Origin of the sequence: Buchananella hordeovulneris (assembly GCF_001907235.1) — a bacterium.
Lineage (GTDB): Bacteria > Actinomycetota > Actinomycetes > Actinomycetales > Actinomycetaceae > Buchananella > Buchananella hordeovulneris.
Map to the genome: position 1 here is coordinate 137704 of NZ_MQVS01000001.1, position 15099 is coordinate 152802.

Sequence of the window (15099 nt, forward strand, 5' to 3'; positions counted from 1 at the left end):
TTCGTGGCGTCACCCCGCAAGTGTTCGCTTGCCTAATGATTAGGCGCCTTATAACATGCCGGTTTATGGGCGATGTTGTAGGCATGAAGCAGCAGCTGCTACTGCGCCGCATCGGAGACGATCCGGCGGCACGGTTGATTTTGGCCCTGCACACGACAGTCCGGCGCATTGACGCAGCCTGCGCGGAATTGTTGGCCAGGTATCACCTGTCTGAGGGGCGGCTGGCTGCCCTGCTGGCGATCGTCGAAGATCCCGGAATTATGCCGCGCACGCTGGCCGATCGACTTGATGTCACGACCGCGACCGTTACCGGGCTGCTGGACGGGTTGGAGCGTGCAGGGCTCATCGAACGACAAGCACACGGCAGTGACCGGCGAGCCCTTAGCCTCCTGCCGACTTCCGCGGGCAGAAACATGGTTGCGACCATCACCCCCATCTACGCACAATGGCTCGGCCAGTTAGCGAGCGGACTAGCCCCAGAGACACTTACCGACACCGAGCGAGCCCTGTCCATCCTCCAAGTAAATCTCGCTAACGGGACAACATGAACCTCGATGCCCAACGGCTGGCGGCCCTGAACCGGGGAGAAGTGGCCACCCGCACCCTCAGCGAGGCGCTGGCGATCGATCAGTTAGCGTTGCTGCAGGCGGTCGTGCCCGGAGCGGGGACCAAAGTGTTGGCCAACGCCGCCCAGGCGAGCTCACTGGGTATCTCCCGCCGTATGCGGATTATGGGACAGCTCCTTACTCAGGTTGACGGCGCCGCTACCCTCGCTCACCATCCCTCCGACACCGTCCGGGGGTGGATGTGTTTCGCTATTTCCCAACAACAGGCGGGCGATCCCGGGCAGCTGCTTGACCACCTGCAACCCTTCGCTGACGATAAGCACTTCGCCGTCCGGGAATGGGCGTGGATGGCAGCCCGTCCCGTGCTGGTCCGCGAGCTTGAGACGGCGATCGGTCTGCTCGTCCCCTGGACCGCGCAGCCATCCGAACGTATCCGCCGTTTCGCCAGCGAGGTCCTGCGCCCTCGCGGGGTGTGGGCAAGCCACATCGAGGTGCTCAAGGTAGATCCCAGCCTTGGAGAGCCTCTCTTGGAACCTCTGCGTGCCGACCCATCGCGATACGTACAGGACTCCGTGGCCAATTGGATTAACGACGCCGCCAAAACCCGTCCGGATTGGGCTGTCGAACTTTGCCGCCGCTGGAGTGAAGACAGCCCGACTCCCGCCACCACTCGCATCACGAAACGGGCATTGCGTTCGGTGCGACAGGTTTAGGACGTCGCGAGCAAGCCGTGCCCGGCCAGCAGCTGTTGCAGTGAACTCCCAGTGCCCGAGAGCAAGGGCTGGGCCGCGGGGCGGACCGTCCGCCCCGCCCCGCTAGCGCCCGCTAGACGTCCAGGCTGCGCCACCGCACTCCCGGCGGGACCACCACTTCGCCCTCGCCGGTCAGGTGGGCCTGAATGTCCCGGATGTCCTCAGCGCGCAACATGACGTGGGACTGCTTGTCCCCGACGTGGAAGCGCACCTGGTCGCCCAGCTCGAAGATCACCTCGTGCCGCGGCCCGCCGATCCGGAACTCTTCCCGTTCCGGCAGGGCATTGGCCAGCATGTCGCCGATCTGCGCGGCCGCTCGCCCTGGCAGGGAGATGATGATCTCGCCCGCCCACTGCGCGCACTTCAATTCGGCTACCCCCAGCCCGCGCATGCTTGAGCCGTCCGTGGCCCGCCCGGCGTCGATACGGGCGGCCAGCTCGGGATCGTCCCGCAGCGAGGGCCGATCCGGCACCGTGATAGCCCACGGGTATTGCTCCTGCAGCAGGTCGTAGAACTTCAAGGCCTGCCAGGCCATGGCGTCATAGACGTCGGGCTCCGTCAGCCCGAAGGCCTGCACGAACTGGTACTTGCCGCTCGGGGCCTCGGCGGGCTGCATAGTCGGGTCGTCGATGAAGCCCAGGCAAGTCAGGGGGCTGGAATCCTCATCGATGGGACGCCGCAGCTCCATGTGGTGCCCCGCCCCCAGCGGGTTGCCACTGGAGGCGACGTAGCGGCCCAGCTTGGCCAGCAGGCGGGCCGGCCACTGCGGCGCCGCGCCCAAGGTGTCGGGCGCGGCCAGCCGGAAGGTTAGCTCAAAGCCCCACCCGGACTCACCGAACTTGTCGGGCCCGTCCTGCTGGCCCCAAATGTCGGTGAGCCCGGCGCCGATGTAGTGCCAGTGTGGGCGCGGCTCGCGCACCCCGAAGACGTAGACCCAGCGCATCGGGGTGTTGACGGACAGCCGCGGCTCAAGCACCTCGCCGTCCACGCCCGGGTAGAGCCGCTCGAACTGGGCCAAAATCTGGTCCAGGGTTGTCACCTGACTCTGGGCGGGCTCCTCGTCGCGCTCGCGACCGCCAAACAGTCTGCCTAGCATTCCCATACTTGCGTCCTTATTCGTCTTCGACCACGTGCCAGTGCAACCCCGTGGGAGCCTCGTGTCTGCCGACGGTTTGCAGCTTGGCCCGGATGTCCGCCAGTGCCGCCGTCGGCAGGGTGATGCGGGCCTTGTTGCCAGTCAACTGGTAGTTGAACTTCCGACCCGCAGCAAACTGCACCTCGTGGTCCTTACCGGTGACGGAGAACCCCTCCTTGATGCGGAAGCGGCGCTCCAGGTGGGCAACTAGGCCCCGGGCAGTGGACAGGTTCAGGGTGACGATGAGCTTGCCCGCCCACTCCATGCAGCGCAGCTGCTGCGCGTGCACCGCCTCCGTGCCCCTACTCTCCTTCGCGATCCCCGTCTCGATCCGGGCGCGCAGTCGCGCATCACCGCGCAGCGACGTGCGGTCCAGGTGGGTGATACCCCCCGGGTAGACCTCTTGGTACAGGTCCAGGAAACGGGAGGGCTGCCAGTTCATCAAGTCCTGGAGGTCGTCGTCCGTCAGGCCGATGAGTTGCAGGAACTGGGCCTTGCCACCGGGCAACTGGACCGTGCCGAGCTCCGGGTCCGCAATGACTCCCAGGTGACGAATCTCCGTGCCCTCCGTGAAAGCCGCGCCGACGTCGATGAAATCGGCGGGCTCCAGGGTGGCCTGATACCCGAAGGCGTAGGAACCGAGCTTGCTCAGCAAGTTAACCGGCCACCGCGGCGGCTCGCTGTCCGGATTCTCCGCAAACGGGTCGGCCAGCCGGAACGTCAACTCGAAGCCCATGCCCGCCTTGCCGTCCTCGCCGGGGCTGGCGGCCCAAATATCGGACAGCCCCGCCGAGACGAACAGCCAGTGCGGCACGGGCCGTAACGCCCGAAACGCCAGCACACAGTCCAGGCGCGTGCCGTAGTGGGCCCCAGGTGATCCCGCCCGCATGGGCGGAATCTGGTCCGGATAGTGGCGGGTGCAGGCTTCCAACAGGGGTTGCCAGCCAGGCAGAAAAGAGGTGCTCATGTCACGAACCTAACAAGCGATGTCACCCACGGCGACTAGCCGACCGTCTCAACGACGTCGCCGGCGGAGTTGGTGATCTTGCTGACCGTCACCACGATCCGGAAGTCGTCCCGCCACTGGTAGGTGCCAGCCACCGGCTGCAGGTGCGCCAACAGCGCCTCCTGGTCCGTTGGGGTGAGGGTGAGGGTGGTCTGCCCAGTGGTCTGCTCCACCTGCCATTGGGGCCCGGGCTGGAAGAGCACGGCATGCTCCGGGCCCCGCAGCAGGAAGTCGTTGCCGAACGGCAGGCGGGAAGAGAGCGCCAACGGGAGTTCCCGCACGATCAAGGCCCCGATCTCTACCTCGTGCACCCCATCGGCCGCCCGGCGCCCGGCCAGCTCGGAGACGAACGTCTGCCCCATGCCGGAGCCGTCGGCCGCCCGTCCGGCGTCGATGCGGGCGGCCAGCGCCGGCTCGCTCCGCAGCGAGGCGCGGTCCAGGAACGTCACGCCCCGCGGGTAGCGTTCCATGAGTAGCTCGAAGAACTTCGCCGAGCGCCACGTCTTGGTGTCCGTCAGATCCTCCAGCGTCAGGCCGAGTATCTGTAAGAAGGCGACCTGGCCGCTGGGGGTGTCGATGGTGCCCAGATCCGGGTCGACAACGAAGCCGATGGCCCGCAGGTCAGTTTCTTCCTCCAAGGCGATCTTGCCCTGCAAATCCATGTGGTGGCCGGCGGCGAAGACATTGCCGGTGCCGAAGACGTAGCGGGCGAGGTTTTGCATCATGCTGACCGGCCACGTCGGTGCCGAGGCTGGGTCCGCAGTGGCGGCTGCCGGGTCAGCCAAGCGGAAGGTGAACTCGAAACCCCACCCCGACTCGCCGTATTCGTCGGGGCCGTCCTGCGCGCCGTACAGGTCGCTCATGCCGTAGGACACGTAGTGCCAGTGCGGCACCGGCTCCAGCGCCCGGTAGATGGACACCCCATCCAGTGGATCGTTGCCCCCGGCCGCCCACTTGACAATCGTGGCCAGCTGCGGTGGGTTGGGCTGGTCCGGGTAGACGACGTCGCAGGCCGCGTTGATGGCGTCCCAACCGGGGGCCGAGTCCGCATCCGCGTCTTCGTCGTCGTCTTCGTCGTCGTCTTCGTCGTCTTCGTCGTCTTCGGTGTCAGCGTTAAGCGCGTCCAGGTCGATGCCGAACTGGGAGAGCATCGCCGAGATTTCCTCCAGATTGTCTACGTCAAGCTCAAGTTCCTGGCCCGTGTCAGTGTCGGCTCCCGCCGGGAGCGCGGGGGCCGGGTTGTTGTCGGCGTTGCTGTCCTGGTCGAACCGGTTACCGTACTTGCCCATAGTGTTTCCTTCCCAAAACCGTGCCGAGTGGCACCGCAAACATAGTGGCTGCGGCCACGCGCCGGGCGGGGCAGGGGGTGGCAAAAACCAGATATCGCCAGATTGCGACACGCACCCCGGCAGGATTTAGGGCTGCGGCTCGTCGTTGGTGGGCGGGCCGCTCGGCTCATCGGGCTCGGGCGGGGTGGTCGGTTCTGCCTTGCGCTGGCGCCGCTCCTGCTCGCGGCGCCGCCGCCACTCCTCCCGCTTGAGCCGGAAGAGGAAGTCCGGGTCGTCGTCGGGGGCCAACTGGCCGCCGTAGGTGGGGCGCGGGGACGACGGGGGAGCGCCACGGCCGCGCCGCTCGGCCTCAATGCGGGGCAGTATGTAGCCAGCGAACAGCCACACCAGCGCCCCGATCGCGGGCTGGATGAGGGCAATCAGGAAGAACCAGGCCACCTTCGGGATACCGCGCAACCGGTCAGGGGAACCGTTGAGCAGCAGGTCAATCAAGGCAAAGATGGTGACGATGAGCGGGGCAGCCAGAAGCAAAGCACGCATGCCCCCACCCTACGGGGTGGCGCCCTTTTCGGCAGCTTGAGTGCCTAGGCGAGGAACAGCGCCGCACAGGCGGCCGCCCAGCCCAGGGCGGTCAACCCGGTGAACTTCAGCACCCCCACCAGGGCGCGACCGCTGGCGCCCCGAAGCACGGGCAACGCCAGCGCCCCGCCCGCCGCCAGGGTGGCCGCCGTCAGGGCCAGGCCGGGGCCGTGCGCCAGCCCGACGGCCCGCCCCGCCAGCCACGTCAGGGGCGCCGGGGCGAGCACCTCGCAGGTGAAAGCCGCCCGCGCCCCGGCGGGGCCAAGCCGCACTGCCAGGGTGCGTTTGCCTGCCTGGCGGTCGGTGGGAATGTCACGCAAGTTGTTGACCATCAGCACCGCGCAGGCCCACGCCCCGGCCGCGCCCGCCAGCCACCAGGCGGAGGGCGGCACGCTGCCGCGCTGCGTGTAGGTGGTGCCGAGGGTTGCCACCAGGCCGTAGAAAACAAAGACCGCCAGGTCGCCCAGGCCGGCGTAGCCGTAAGGCCGGGTGCCCCCCGTGTAGAACCAGGCCGCCACGATGGCCACCACGCCGAGGCCAATGAGCCACCACTGGCTCGCCACCGCTACCAGGACCAGGCCGCAGACCGCCGCCCCGGCGAACGCGGCAAACGCCGCCCGTTTCACGGCCGCCGGGCGGGCCAGCCCCGCGCCGGTCAGGCGGGGCGGGCCTACGCGGTGGGCATCGGTGCCCCGAATGCCGTCGGAGTAGTCGTTGGCGAAGTTGACCCCGACGGTCAGGCCCACCGCCACCGCCCCCGCCAGCAGAGCCCGCCCCCACAGCGGGGCGGGGGCCGCAGCGGCGGTCCCCGCCAGCACCGGGGACACGGCCAGCGGGAGCGTCCGGAGGCGGGCACCCTCCAGCCAGTCGCGGATGGTTGCCATCAGTGCTCTCCTTAACTGGACGGCGAGTTAGGGCCCGCGCCGACGGGTGACTCGGTGGGTCCACCCGTCACCAGGCGGCGGGCGAGGGCCGCGGCGGCCCGCCGATCTATTTTGCCAGGCCCCCGCACGGGCAATTCGTCAACCACCAGCAGCTCCTTGGGCACCCAGGAGCGGGGCAGCGCGGCGGCGAGCTCGCGGCGCAGCGCAGGCCAGGCCCGCGTGGGACCAACCCCCAGCACCACCAGGCGCTGACCCCACTCGGCGTCGGGCACCCCGACGACACAGACCGCCTGCATCCAGGGCGCGAGCGCCTCCTCCACGCGGGCCGGGTGCACCTTCTCTCCGCCGGTGATGACGACGTCGTCGGCCCGCCCCCACACGTCGACCACCCCGTCGGTAACCTCCCCGACGTCGTTGGTCACGTGCCAGCCGGCCGCGAAGGCGGCGCTGGCGGGCTCGTCCAGATAGCCCTCCGCCAGCATCGGTCCGGCCAGCCGCAGCCGCCCCCGCCCGGCCGCAACCCGCACCCCCGGCAGGGGGCGGCCGTTGTAGACGCAGCCTCCCGCGGTCTCGCTCATCCCGTAGGTGCGCACGACCGGCACGCCCGCCGCCCGCGCCCGGACCTCCACCGCCGGGGCCAGGCTCGCCCCGCCCACCAGCACAGCCCGCAGGCGCGCCAGCTGCGCAGTGGCGGCCGGGTCTGCCAGGGCGCGGGTCAACTGGGTGGGCACTAACGAAGTGGCAGCGCCGTCAGGGAGGTGTGCCAACGCGGCCGCCAGGGCCGGGGCCGTGAAACGGGACGCCTGGAAACAATCCAGGCGGGCCCCGGCCACCAGGCTGCGCCAGATAATGGCCAGCCCCGCGATGTGGTGCGGAGGCAGGGCCAGCAGCCAAGCGGGAACCGGTGACCCCAGAAAGGTGGCGGTGGCGTGGGCGGCCGCGTCTAGGGCCGCGGCCGCCAAACCCACGAGCCGGGGGGTGCCCGTCGACCCCGTGGTCGCCACCACCACATCCGTGTGTGGCAGCGCGGCCAAGCCCCGCTGCAGGGTGTCCAAGACGGTCGCGGAGGGGGCCGCAGTGACCGGAAAAACCACCGGGGCGCGCCCCGGGTGGGCCCGAACGGCGGCCAGGGCGGCCGCCAACTGGTCCACGGCTTCCGGGCGCAAATCGACGGACAAAGGCAGGATGCTGCGGGCAGGAGAAGACACCCAAGCAGGGTACGTCTCCTCCTGGGGGACGAGGGGCATACCTCACCGGCAGTACCCACCCACAGGGCAAGTCCCGCCGGGAGGTGGATCACAAGGGCCGGGCGCGCCGGGCAGTATTGCTACATGAGCACGGCACTGGTTCAGCGGCTCGGGACTTCCCCTCCCGGCCCGGTGCGGCAGGGTCAGGCTCGGTCGCCGAAGGTGCCGCGCCCGCGGCGCCCGTTGGCGGCCACCACCGCAGTGGTGTTAGCTTTCGCGGCGCTCACGGGATTGATCTGTCTGGGGGCCTGGAGCGCGGCGAAACTAATCTCGCTGACCGCCGGTTGGTTTGTGAGTTTCTGACCGGCCTAAATTGTGTGGCGGGTGGGAGTTGGAGGGCTCCCACCCGCCACCGCCTATCGAGGCCGGGCCGCGCAGCGGTCCCCGCCTAGAAGTAGTACGGGAAAGCGCTCCAGTCCGGGGCGCGCCGCTCCAGGAACGCATCCCGTCCCTCGGCCGCCTCGTCCGTCATGTAGGCCAGGCGGGTGGCCTCCCCCGCAAACAGCTGCTGGCCCGCCAGACCATCGTCGGCCAAGTTAAAACCGAACTTCAACATCCGGATGGCCTGCGGCGACTTGGTGGCCACGATCTCGGCCCACTGGCAGGCCCGCTCCTCCAGCTCAACGTGCGGCACCGCCTCGTTGACCACCCCCCAGTCCGCCGCCTGCCGCGCCGAATACTCGCGGGCCAGGAAGAAGATCTCCCGCGCTCGCTTATCGCCCACCTGCCGAGCCAGCAGCGCCGAGCCGTAACCCGCGTCGAAAGAGCCGACGTTAGCGTCGGTCTGCATGAAACGGGCATGCTCCAGCGACGCCACCGACAAGTCGCACACCACGTTCAACGAATGGCCGCCCCCGGCCGCCCACCCCGAGACCGCACAGATGACCACCTTCGGCATGGTCCGAATCAGGCGCTGCACCTCCAAAATGTGCAGCCGTCCAGCACGGCCCGCGTCCAGGCGGGCCCGGGTGGCGGCCACGTCGGCCGCGTGCGCGGCTGCGGCGTCCCCCACGGGCTCGCCCGCGCCCCGCCGCTCGCTCCCCTCCGCCACTGGCCGCTCGTAGCGGTAGCCGTCCTTCCCGCGCACCCGCTGGTCCCCCCCCGAACAGAACGCATACCCGCCGTCTTTCGGGGACGGCCCGTTGCCGGTCAGGATGACGGCTGCCACGTCGCTTTGGCAGCGGGCGTCATCCAGCACCCGGTAGAGCTCGTCGACCGTGTGCGGGCGAAACGCATTGCGCACCTCCGGGCGGTCGAACGCCACCCGCACGACCGGCAAGCTCCGCCCGGCGGCATCCACCCCCCGGTGATAGGTCACGTCCGTGAGGCCCTGGCCGATGTCCCGCCAGCGAGCGGGATCAAATGTGTCGGATACGAAAGGCAAAGAACTCATGGCTGTAGCGTAGTAAGTGGGGTGCGGCGGGGCTTTTGCCCACCGCGTCTATCCGCCCGACGGGCCTGGGGCGGGCCCACCGCAGGCCCGCCCCACCCCTAGGGGGCCACCAGTTTGTATCCCACCCCGCGCACCGTCAGCAGGCGGCGCGGCTGGGACGGATCGGCCTCGATCTTGGCGCGCAGGCGTTTGACGTGCACGTCCAACGTCTTGCTGTCCCCGAAGTAGTCCACTCCCCACAAACGATCCAGCAGCTGGGTGCGGGTGAGCACCTGGCCCACGTGGGCCGCCAAGAACGCCAACAGTTCGAACTCCCGCAGCGGCAGCTGCAGGGCCCGGCCCGCCAGGCGCACCTCGTGGCGGGCCTCGTCCACCTCCAGGTCACCGACCGCCACCGCGCTCGCGGGGGCGCCAAGCGGGGCGGGCGCGGGCGGACGGGTGCGGCGCAGCACCGCCTGGATGCGGGCCAGCAACTCGCGATAGGAGTAGGGCTTGGTGAGGTAGTCGTCGGCCCCCAACTCCAGGCCGACCACCCCGCCCATCGCCCGCCGTCAGGCCTCCTTGACGGCGATCGCCTCAATGGTGTTGGCCAGCGACTCGAACTTGTCGGTGCAGCGCTCCAGCACCGTGATCACGTCCTTAAGCTTGACGATCAAGCGCGGGTCTTTTTGGGTCTCAAACAGTTCAGTCAGCGCCTTGCGGAAGGCCCGGTCGCCCTCGTTTTCCAACCGGTTAACCTCGACCCAGTAGTCGCGTAGCTCCAGCGGTTTCTTCAACCGTGGCATGGCCACCGCCGTCTGCTCCGCACAGTGCTTCAACACATCAATCTGCGTCGCCAGCAGGTCCAGCAGGGGCTGCGGTAAGTCGACCAAGTCGTACAGGACGAAGAGGTCGCCTGCCTCGTCGAGGTAGTCCATGGCGTCATCCAACAGGGAGGCGAGCTTGTTGAGGTCCTCCCGCTCGAACGGCGTAACGAAGGACAAGTTGATGAGCTTGACGACGCTGTGGTTGAGCTCGTCGGCCTCGTGCTCGTAGGAGTGCAGCTGGTCCCGCAGCGCCACCCGGGTCGCGGCGGGTGCCCCGACGATGGAGGCCACCAGGTTGACCCCCTCCACCAGCAGGTTGGCTTGGGAAGAGAAGAGCTCAAAGAAGTCGGGGCCGTCGTTTTTGTGGAATCCCACGGTGATCCTCCGCGTCCGGTGGGGCTGGATTGCTCCAGCATAGGCCACCGGCGCGGCCCAGCGGCCGTGCCGCCCCCGCGGCGGGTGCCAGTGGGCTGAGCGTCGCGGCCCGGGGCGCGAGCGCCTCCGCCCTAGATGATTGAGTCCGAATCGGCTGGTTGGGTGCGGTGGGGTGTCCTGCCTGCCCCTCTGGCGCACCGTGCCCAATTCCCGCACGAGCGTCGCCCTAGTTGGCCACCAGGCAGGGACAGGCGCCATATACACCGGATAAGGCTCCCCCATGGACAACTAGGGCGACCCCACGTCGGCGCGGCCCCCAGATCAATGAGTCCGAATCGGTTGGTTGGACGTGGCGGGGCTGGGGGCACCCCCCCCAACCGCCCACGCTCACTAAACCCAAACGAACTCACGCATCTAGGCTGGGGGCATGGCCCTGCACACCACCGCCCTGCCGCTCAGTCCCGCCCTGACCCGCCACGGCGTGACGGCGGCCTGGGCCTACAGCGTGGACCTGACCACCCGCTTTCGCGGCATCACCACCCGCGAGGGGGTGCTGCTGGCCGGGCCCGGCGGGTGGGGCGAGTTTTCCCCCTTTTGGGACTACCCGCCCGCCGAATGCGTGCCGTGGTGGCGCGCGGCCCTGGCTGCCGCCCGCGGCGAGCTTGCTCCCGCCACGCATGCCCAAGTCCCCGTCAACGTCACCATCCCCGCCGTCCCGGCCGCGGCCGTCGAGCAGATAGCGGCCGCCCACCCCGGCGTGGCGGCCGCCAAGGTCAAGGTCGCCGAGCCCGGCCACTGCCTGGCCGACGAGTGCGCCCGCTTGGCGGCCGTGCGCGCCTCCCTGCCCGCGGCCGACATCCGCATCGACGCCAACGGCGCCTGGAGCGTGGACGAAGCGCTGGACAAGCTCCCGCCCCTGCAGGCGGCGGCGGGAGGCTTGGCCTACGTCGAGCAGCCCTGCCGCACCGTCGCCGAACTGGCTGCCGTGCGGGCCGTGGGCATCTGCCCCGTCGCCGCCGACGAATCCATCCGCCGCGCCGCCGATCCCCACGCCGTGGCCCGCGCGCAGGCCGCCGACTACATCGTCATCAAGGCCCAGCCGCTGGGCGGCAGCCTGGCAGCGGCCGCGCTCGCGGCCGCGGTGGGCCTGCCCGCGGTGGTGTCTTCGGCACTGGAGACCTCGGTCGGGTTGGCGCAGGGCTACGCGCTGGCTTGCGCGCTGGCCGACGCCGAGGGCCTGTCTTCTCCCCGCCCGGCCGGGCTCGGTACGCGCAGCTTGCTGACAGGCGACGTCGTGGAGGTCCCGTTGGCGCCGCGTGCCGGGGCCCTGCACCGCGCCGACCTGCCCACCAGCGCCCAGGTCAGCGCCGGGGTGGAGCGCGCCGCACGGCTTGATGCCGACCTGGCGGCACGCTGGAGCCAGCGCCTGGCAGCCGTGCTGGCGGTGGGCGGCCAGGCCGCCGCGGCGAGCGGCAACTTCCCGAGTTAGGCGTCCGCGGCGGCAGTGCCGCCGGTGATGCCGCGCTCGGCGAACACCTCCTTGGCGACAAAGACGGCGTTGAGGGCCCGCGGGAAGCCGCAATAGACCGACGCGTGCAGCAGCGCCTCGGTGATCTGCTCGGGGGTGAGCCCCACGTTCAGCGAGGCATTGACGTGCACCCTGAGCTGAGCCTCGCACCCGCCGAGGGCCGTGAGCATCCCCAAAGTCACTAGCTGGCGGTCCCGGGCCGCCAGCGCCGGGCGGGCGTAGATCTCCCCGAACCCCCAAGCGACGATCTGGTGGCCCAGCTCGGGGCAAATATCTTCAAGGGCGGAGAGCACCTGCTCCCCGGCCTGCCCGTCGATGGACTTAAGTACCTGCAGCCCGCGGCGAAAACGGACCGCGCGGGTGGGGTCGGTGTCCATGGTTATCCCTCCTGCTCTGCCGGACGACGAATCTCGGCCTCATAGAACGCGATCTTGGCCGCCAGCGCCCGCTGATGCTCCTGCAGCTGTTCGATGCGGGCGGCCAACTCTTGGCCGTGGGCCCGCAGCAGCTCCAAACGTTGCCGCATGGTGCCCTCGCCCTGGCGGCGCAGCTGGGCGTAGTGCTGCATCTGGGCGATCGGCATGTCGGTTTGCCGCAGGCGCAGCAGGAACCACACCCAGGTGACGTCGGCCTCGCTGTACCGGCGGCGCCCGCCGCTGTCTCGCGCGACGACCTGCAGCAGGCCGACACGCTCGTAGTACCGCAACGTGTGGGCGGACACGCCCGTGCGCGCGGACATCTCGCCGATGCGTAGCCCTTGGCTCATCGCGTCTCTCCTCTTCCAGTCGGTAGTCACGATAGGAACTAGAGCACGCTCTAAGTCAACGGGATGCGCCGTCGGTCGAGCCGTGGCTGTGGCGTCAGCGGCGGGGACGCGGCACACTAGGGGCGGCCCCCAGGCCAGGCAATCGCAAGGAGACGAGGATGAACCAGAGTTCACAGTTGTGGGCGCCGCCGTGGCTGCGTTACCCGCACATTCCCCTCGGAGCGGCCGGTTGGCGGATGGGGGCGGGGGAGAGCTACCTCATTCAGTGGAGCCAGTGGCTGGCATCCCTACCCGCCGCCGCCCAGCAGCAGTACCGCGCCTGGTTTCCGCCGCCCCCACACCAGCGTGACTTCTACGATCCCGGCTATGGACTGAGTGACCGCGACGAATACTGGACGGGGAGCCCGTCCGGGTATCTTGTGCAGCACTGGCGTGCTGCCGGGCGGCCGCGCTACAGCCGCGAACAGCTGGTGGCGGCGGGCTACGACGGCCAGTTCGTGCCGTTTTGGAAGCCGAACGCGGACGTCGTTGGCCCGGAAAGCTGCTGCCAGTGGCAGCCGACGCCTTTCCACTGGTTCGGCAACTATCGGTGCGCTGAGCAGTACCTAATGGCCGAAAAGGCGCGCGTGTTCGGTGACGACGCCAAGCTCGCCCAGATCATGGACAGCGACGACCCCGGTCACATGCGCAAGTTGGGGCGCCAGGTGCGCAACTTCGAGCCTGAGGTCTGGGACGCGGTGAAGTACTCGATCGTCCTGACCGCCAACTACGCCAAGTTCACCCAGGATCCGCAGCTGCGTGCATACCTGCTGTCCACCACTGGCAGCGTGCTGGTGGAGGCCTCGCCGCTGGACACGGTGTGGGGGGTTGGTTTCAGCCAATCCAGTGTCAAGGCCTATCAACCGGCCCACTGGCGGGGACAAAACCTGCTCGGTTTCGCCCTCATGGAGGTGCGCGACGCCATTGCCCGGGTGTACGCCAACATCGACCGCCTTGACCCGGCCACCGTCGGCTGAGGCGCGCCCCCGATAATGGGGGCCGCACACCCATCCGCTTGTAAAGGAGCCCCCGTGCCCCAGGCGCTTACCGCCCCCGCTACCGCCCGCCTACTGGTCGCGCAGTTGACTGCACTCGGCGTGCGCGACTTCGTGGTCAGCCCCGGTTCGCGCTCTGGCCCGCTCGCCCTGGCAGTGGCGCAGGCCGAACGGGAAGGCCGAGCCCGTTTGACGGTCCGGCTGGACGAACGTTCCGCCGCCTTCACGGCGGTCGGGCTGGCGCGGGCCGCCCAATTGGCGGGCACACCCGACCAGGCCGTGGCCATCGTGTGTACGTCGGGCACGGCGGTGGCCAACCTGCACCCAGCCCTCGCCGAGGCCCGCCACAGCGGGCTGCCGCTGCTGGCCCTGACCGCCGATCGGCCGCACGAGCTGCGGGGCGTGGGTGCCAGCCAGACCACCAACCAGGTCGGCATCTTCGGGCCCACCACCCTGGAGTTCTGGGAACTTCCCACCGGGCCGAGCCCTCGGCAGGTCGAGATCCTCGCCACCCGCGCCGTGACGGGCGCGCGCGGGGCGCGCAGCGGGCAGGCCGGGCCGGTGCAGGTCAATGTGGCGTTGGCTGATCCCCTGGTGGACGACGGGGCGGCGCTGCCCGCCGGGCACGTCATCCAGGTGGCTCCCACCCCACCCCCGCCGCCCGTGCTGCTTCCGCCCGGGGGGCGCACCGTGGTGCTGGCGGGAGACGGGGCCGGGAAAGCCGCGCGGCAGGTGGCCGAGGAGGCAGGCGTGCCGCTGTTGGCCGAACCGTCATCGGGTGCCCGCAGCGGTCCCTGCGCCATCGGCCCCTACCGGGCGCTGCTGGACCTGCCCGGACTGGGAGCCGACATTGAGCGGGTGGTGGCCTATGGGCGCCCCACGTTGTCGCGGCCCGTAACGGCCCTGCTTGCTCGCCCCGACCTGGAAGTCATCGTGGTGGCGCCGGGCGGGCCGTGGACTGATGTGGCCGGCCGGGCCCGCCGCATCGAGCGGTCCGTGCAACTGCCGCCGGGTGACGCGGCCTGGTTGGCGGCTTGGCAGGCAGCGGGGGCGCGCGCCCAGGCAGCGCTGGCGGGGCAGCGCGACGAGCTCACCCCGTGGAGTGCGTGCCTGGCCGTGTGGCAGGCCCAGCAGGCTGGGGGCGAGCCCCTGGTGGTGGGGGCCTCCAACGCCATCCGTCACCTGGACCTGTGCGCCCCGCCTGGCCCGGGCGGCCCCGTGGTGGCCAATCGCGGCCTGGCGGGCATTGACGGCACCCTGGCCACCGCCTGGGGGTTGGCGCTCGGCACCGGGCAGCTCGTGCGCGCCCTGGTGGGTGACCTGACTTTCCTGCACGACGCCAGCAGCCTGTTGCGGGGGCAACAGGAAGCTGAAGTGGACCTGGACATCATTGTCCTTAACGACGGTGGGGGTGCGATCTTCTCCTCGTTGGAAGCCCAGCAGCACGCCAGTGCCGTCGACTTCGAACGGGTGTACGCGACCCCGCAGGTCGCGGACCTGGCGGCCCTGGCTGCCGCCTATGGTGCCGACTATCAGCGGGCCGCGACCCTGACCGCGCTGCGGGCCTGTCTCGCCCAGCCGCTGCGCGGGCGACGGATCGTGGAAGTGCTGGTGTCCCGTGACGCTGTGGGCGAACAGTTAGCCCACATAATCGACCAGGCCAAGGAAGCGGCCCGTTTTCAGTAATCTTCGAGCCAGAGGCGAGAAATAAACCAGATGGCTGTGGTGTTGTGCCGCTG

General features: G+C 69.6%; 16 protein-coding genes and 1 pseudogene. 6 read left to right on the forward strand and 11 right to left on the reverse strand.

All coding sequences use genetic code 11. The annotated features are described in order from the left end of the window. Positions 1-65: 65 nt before the first annotated feature. A complete protein-coding gene (locus BSZ40_RS00580; protein WP_073822207.1) occupies positions 66-548 on the forward strand; it encodes a MarR family winged helix-turn-helix transcriptional regulator in 483 nt (160 codons plus the stop codon). Then, on the forward strand, positions 545-1279 hold the full coding sequence (locus BSZ40_RS00585; protein WP_073822209.1) for a DNA alkylation repair protein: 735 nt from the start codon (positions 545-547) through the stop codon (positions 1277-1279). The genes BSZ40_RS00580 and BSZ40_RS00585 overlap by 4 nt, the downstream gene beginning before the upstream one ends. 112 nt (positions 1280-1391) lie before the next feature. On the opposite strand, the gene BSZ40_RS00590 is transcribed toward BSZ40_RS00585, so the two are convergent. The 6 genes from BSZ40_RS00590 to BSZ40_RS00615 form a co-directional block, all read right to left on the reverse strand. Continuing rightward, positions 1392-2414 carry a suppressor of fused domain protein gene (locus BSZ40_RS00590; protein WP_158020848.1) on the reverse strand — a complete coding sequence of 341 codons (1023 nt, stop codon included), beginning with the start codon at positions 2412-2414 and terminating at the stop codon, positions 1392-1394. Between the two features lie 16 nt (positions 2415-2430). After that, positions 2431-3420, reverse strand: coding sequence for a suppressor of fused domain protein (locus BSZ40_RS00595; protein WP_073822213.1), 990 nt, complete (start codon positions 3418-3420; stop codon positions 2431-2433). A gap of 35 nt (positions 3421-3455) precedes the next feature. After that, positions 3456-4748 carry a suppressor of fused domain protein gene (locus BSZ40_RS00600; RefSeq protein WP_084542507.1) on the reverse strand — a complete coding sequence of 431 codons (1293 nt, stop codon included), beginning with the start codon at positions 4746-4748 and terminating at the stop codon, positions 3456-3458. 126 nt (positions 4749-4874) lie between these two features. Next, positions 4875-5288, reverse strand: a complete 414-nt coding sequence (locus tag BSZ40_RS00605; RefSeq protein ID WP_073822215.1) for a PLDc N-terminal domain-containing protein — start codon at positions 5286-5288, stop codon at positions 4875-4877. 44 nt (positions 5289-5332) lie between these two features. Continuing rightward, positions 5333-6211 carry a 1,4-dihydroxy-2-naphthoate polyprenyltransferase gene (locus BSZ40_RS00610; RefSeq protein ID WP_073822217.1) on the reverse strand — a complete coding sequence of 293 codons (879 nt, stop codon included), beginning with the start codon at positions 6209-6211 and terminating at the stop codon, positions 5333-5335. 11 nt (positions 6212-6222) lie between these two features. Beyond that, complete coding sequence (locus tag BSZ40_RS00615; protein ID WP_245793742.1) at positions 6223-7419, reverse strand: AMP-binding protein; 1197 nt, start codon at positions 7417-7419, stop codon at positions 6223-6225. A 123-nt stretch (positions 7420-7542) separates the two neighbouring features. Here BSZ40_RS00615 and BSZ40_RS11430 point away from each other — a divergent pair, with 123 nt between their 5' ends. Next, positions 7543-7761 carry a hypothetical protein gene (locus BSZ40_RS11430; protein ID WP_124912939.1) on the forward strand — a complete coding sequence of 73 codons (219 nt, stop codon included), beginning with the start codon at positions 7543-7545 and terminating at the stop codon, positions 7759-7761. An 85-nt stretch (positions 7762-7846) separates the two neighbouring features. Here the strand turns inward: BSZ40_RS11430 and BSZ40_RS00620 are convergent, their stop codons facing one another. From BSZ40_RS00620 to BSZ40_RS00630, 3 genes and pseudogenes are all read right to left on the reverse strand, one after another. Then, positions 7847-8851, reverse strand: coding sequence for a 1,4-dihydroxy-2-naphthoyl-CoA synthase (locus tag BSZ40_RS00620; protein ID WP_073822219.1), 1005 nt, complete (start codon positions 8849-8851; stop codon positions 7847-7849). Positions 8852-8949: 98 nt separating this feature from the next. Next, positions 8950-9384: pseudogene (locus tag BSZ40_RS00625) on the reverse strand (winged helix-turn-helix domain-containing protein); the annotation flags it as partial. An 18-nt stretch (positions 9385-9402) separates the two neighbouring features. Next, positions 9403-10032 carry a DUF47 domain-containing protein gene (locus tag BSZ40_RS00630; RefSeq protein WP_073822223.1) on the reverse strand — a complete coding sequence of 210 codons (630 nt, stop codon included), beginning with the start codon at positions 10030-10032 and terminating at the stop codon, positions 9403-9405. 427 nt (positions 10033-10459) lie between these two features. On the opposite strand from BSZ40_RS00630, the gene BSZ40_RS00635 reads away from it, so the two are divergent. Further along, a complete protein-coding gene (locus tag BSZ40_RS00635; RefSeq protein ID WP_084542510.1) occupies positions 10460-11521 on the forward strand; it encodes an o-succinylbenzoate synthase in 1062 nt (353 codons plus the stop codon). Here BSZ40_RS00635 and BSZ40_RS00640 read toward each other — a convergent pair. Together BSZ40_RS00640 and BSZ40_RS00645 are read right to left on the reverse strand one after the other, a co-directional pair. After that, positions 11518-11937, reverse strand: coding sequence for a carboxymuconolactone decarboxylase family protein (locus BSZ40_RS00640; protein WP_073822225.1), 420 nt, complete (start codon positions 11935-11937; stop codon positions 11518-11520). The genes BSZ40_RS00635 and BSZ40_RS00640 overlap by 4 nt on opposite strands. A gap of 2 nt (positions 11938-11939) precedes the next feature. Then, the gene (locus tag BSZ40_RS00645) at positions 11940-12326 is read right to left on the reverse strand and encodes a MerR family transcriptional regulator (RefSeq protein WP_073822227.1); all 387 of its coding nucleotides are present in this window, start codon (positions 12324-12326) and stop codon (positions 11940-11942) included. 158 nt (positions 12327-12484) lie between these two features. Between BSZ40_RS00645 and BSZ40_RS00650 the strand changes: the two genes are divergently transcribed. Further along, positions 12485-13342: a riboflavin biosynthesis intermediates N-glycosidase gene (locus BSZ40_RS00650; protein ID WP_073822229.1), complete on the forward strand. Its 858-nt coding sequence runs from the start codon at positions 12485-12487 to the stop codon at positions 13340-13342. Positions 13343-13396: 54 nt separating this feature from the next. After that, positions 13397-15046, forward strand: a complete 1650-nt coding sequence (menD, locus tag BSZ40_RS00655; protein ID WP_245793744.1) for a 2-succinyl-5-enolpyruvyl-6-hydroxy-3-cyclohexene-1-carboxylic-acid synthase — start codon at positions 13397-13399, stop codon at positions 15044-15046. Positions 15047-15099: the final 53 nt, after the last annotated feature.

Bases quoted from the DNA above. Each gene is read 5' to 3' on its own strand.
- BSZ40_RS00585 (WP_073822209.1), top strand. From the start codon at position 545: ATGAACCTCGATGCCCAACGGCTGGCGGCCCTGAACCGGGGAGAAGTG.
- BSZ40_RS00620 (WP_073822219.1), bottom strand. From the start codon at position 8,851: ATGAGTTCTTTGCCTTTCGTATCCGACACATTTGATCCCGCTCGCTGG.
- BSZ40_RS00595 (WP_073822213.1), bottom strand. From the start codon at position 3,420: ATGAGCACCTCTTTTCTGCCTGGCTGGCAACCCCTGTTGGAAGCCTGC.
- BSZ40_RS00635 (WP_084542510.1), top strand. From the start codon at position 10,460: ATGGCCCTGCACACCACCGCCCTGCCGCTCAGTCCCGCCCTGACCCGC.
- BSZ40_RS00610 (WP_073822217.1), bottom strand. From the start codon at position 6,211: ATGGCAACCATCCGCGACTGGCTGGAGGGTGCCCGCCTCCGGACGCTC.
- BSZ40_RS00640 (WP_073822225.1), bottom strand. From the start codon at position 11,937: ATGGACACCGACCCCACCCGCGCGGTCCGTTTTCGCCGCGGGCTGCAG.
- BSZ40_RS00650 (WP_073822229.1), top strand. From the start codon at position 12,485: ATGAACCAGAGTTCACAGTTGTGGGCGCCGCCGTGGCTGCGTTACCCG.
- BSZ40_RS00645 (WP_073822227.1), bottom strand. From the start codon at position 12,326: ATGAGCCAAGGGCTACGCATCGGCGAGATGTCCGCGCGCACGGGCGTG.
- BSZ40_RS11430 (WP_124912939.1), top strand. From the start codon at position 7,543: ATGAGCACGGCACTGGTTCAGCGGCTCGGGACTTCCCCTCCCGGCCCG.
- BSZ40_RS00580 (WP_073822207.1), top strand. From the start codon at position 66: ATGGGCGATGTTGTAGGCATGAAGCAGCAGCTGCTACTGCGCCGCATC.
- BSZ40_RS00590 (WP_158020848.1), bottom strand. From the start codon at position 2,414: ATGCTAGGCAGACTGTTTGGCGGTCGCGAGCGCGACGAGGAGCCCGCC.
- BSZ40_RS00600 (WP_084542507.1), bottom strand. From the start codon at position 4,748: ATGGGCAAGTACGGTAACCGGTTCGACCAGGACAGCAACGCCGACAAC.
- BSZ40_RS00605 (WP_073822215.1), bottom strand. From the start codon at position 5,288: ATGCGTGCTTTGCTTCTGGCTGCCCCGCTCATCGTCACCATCTTTGCC.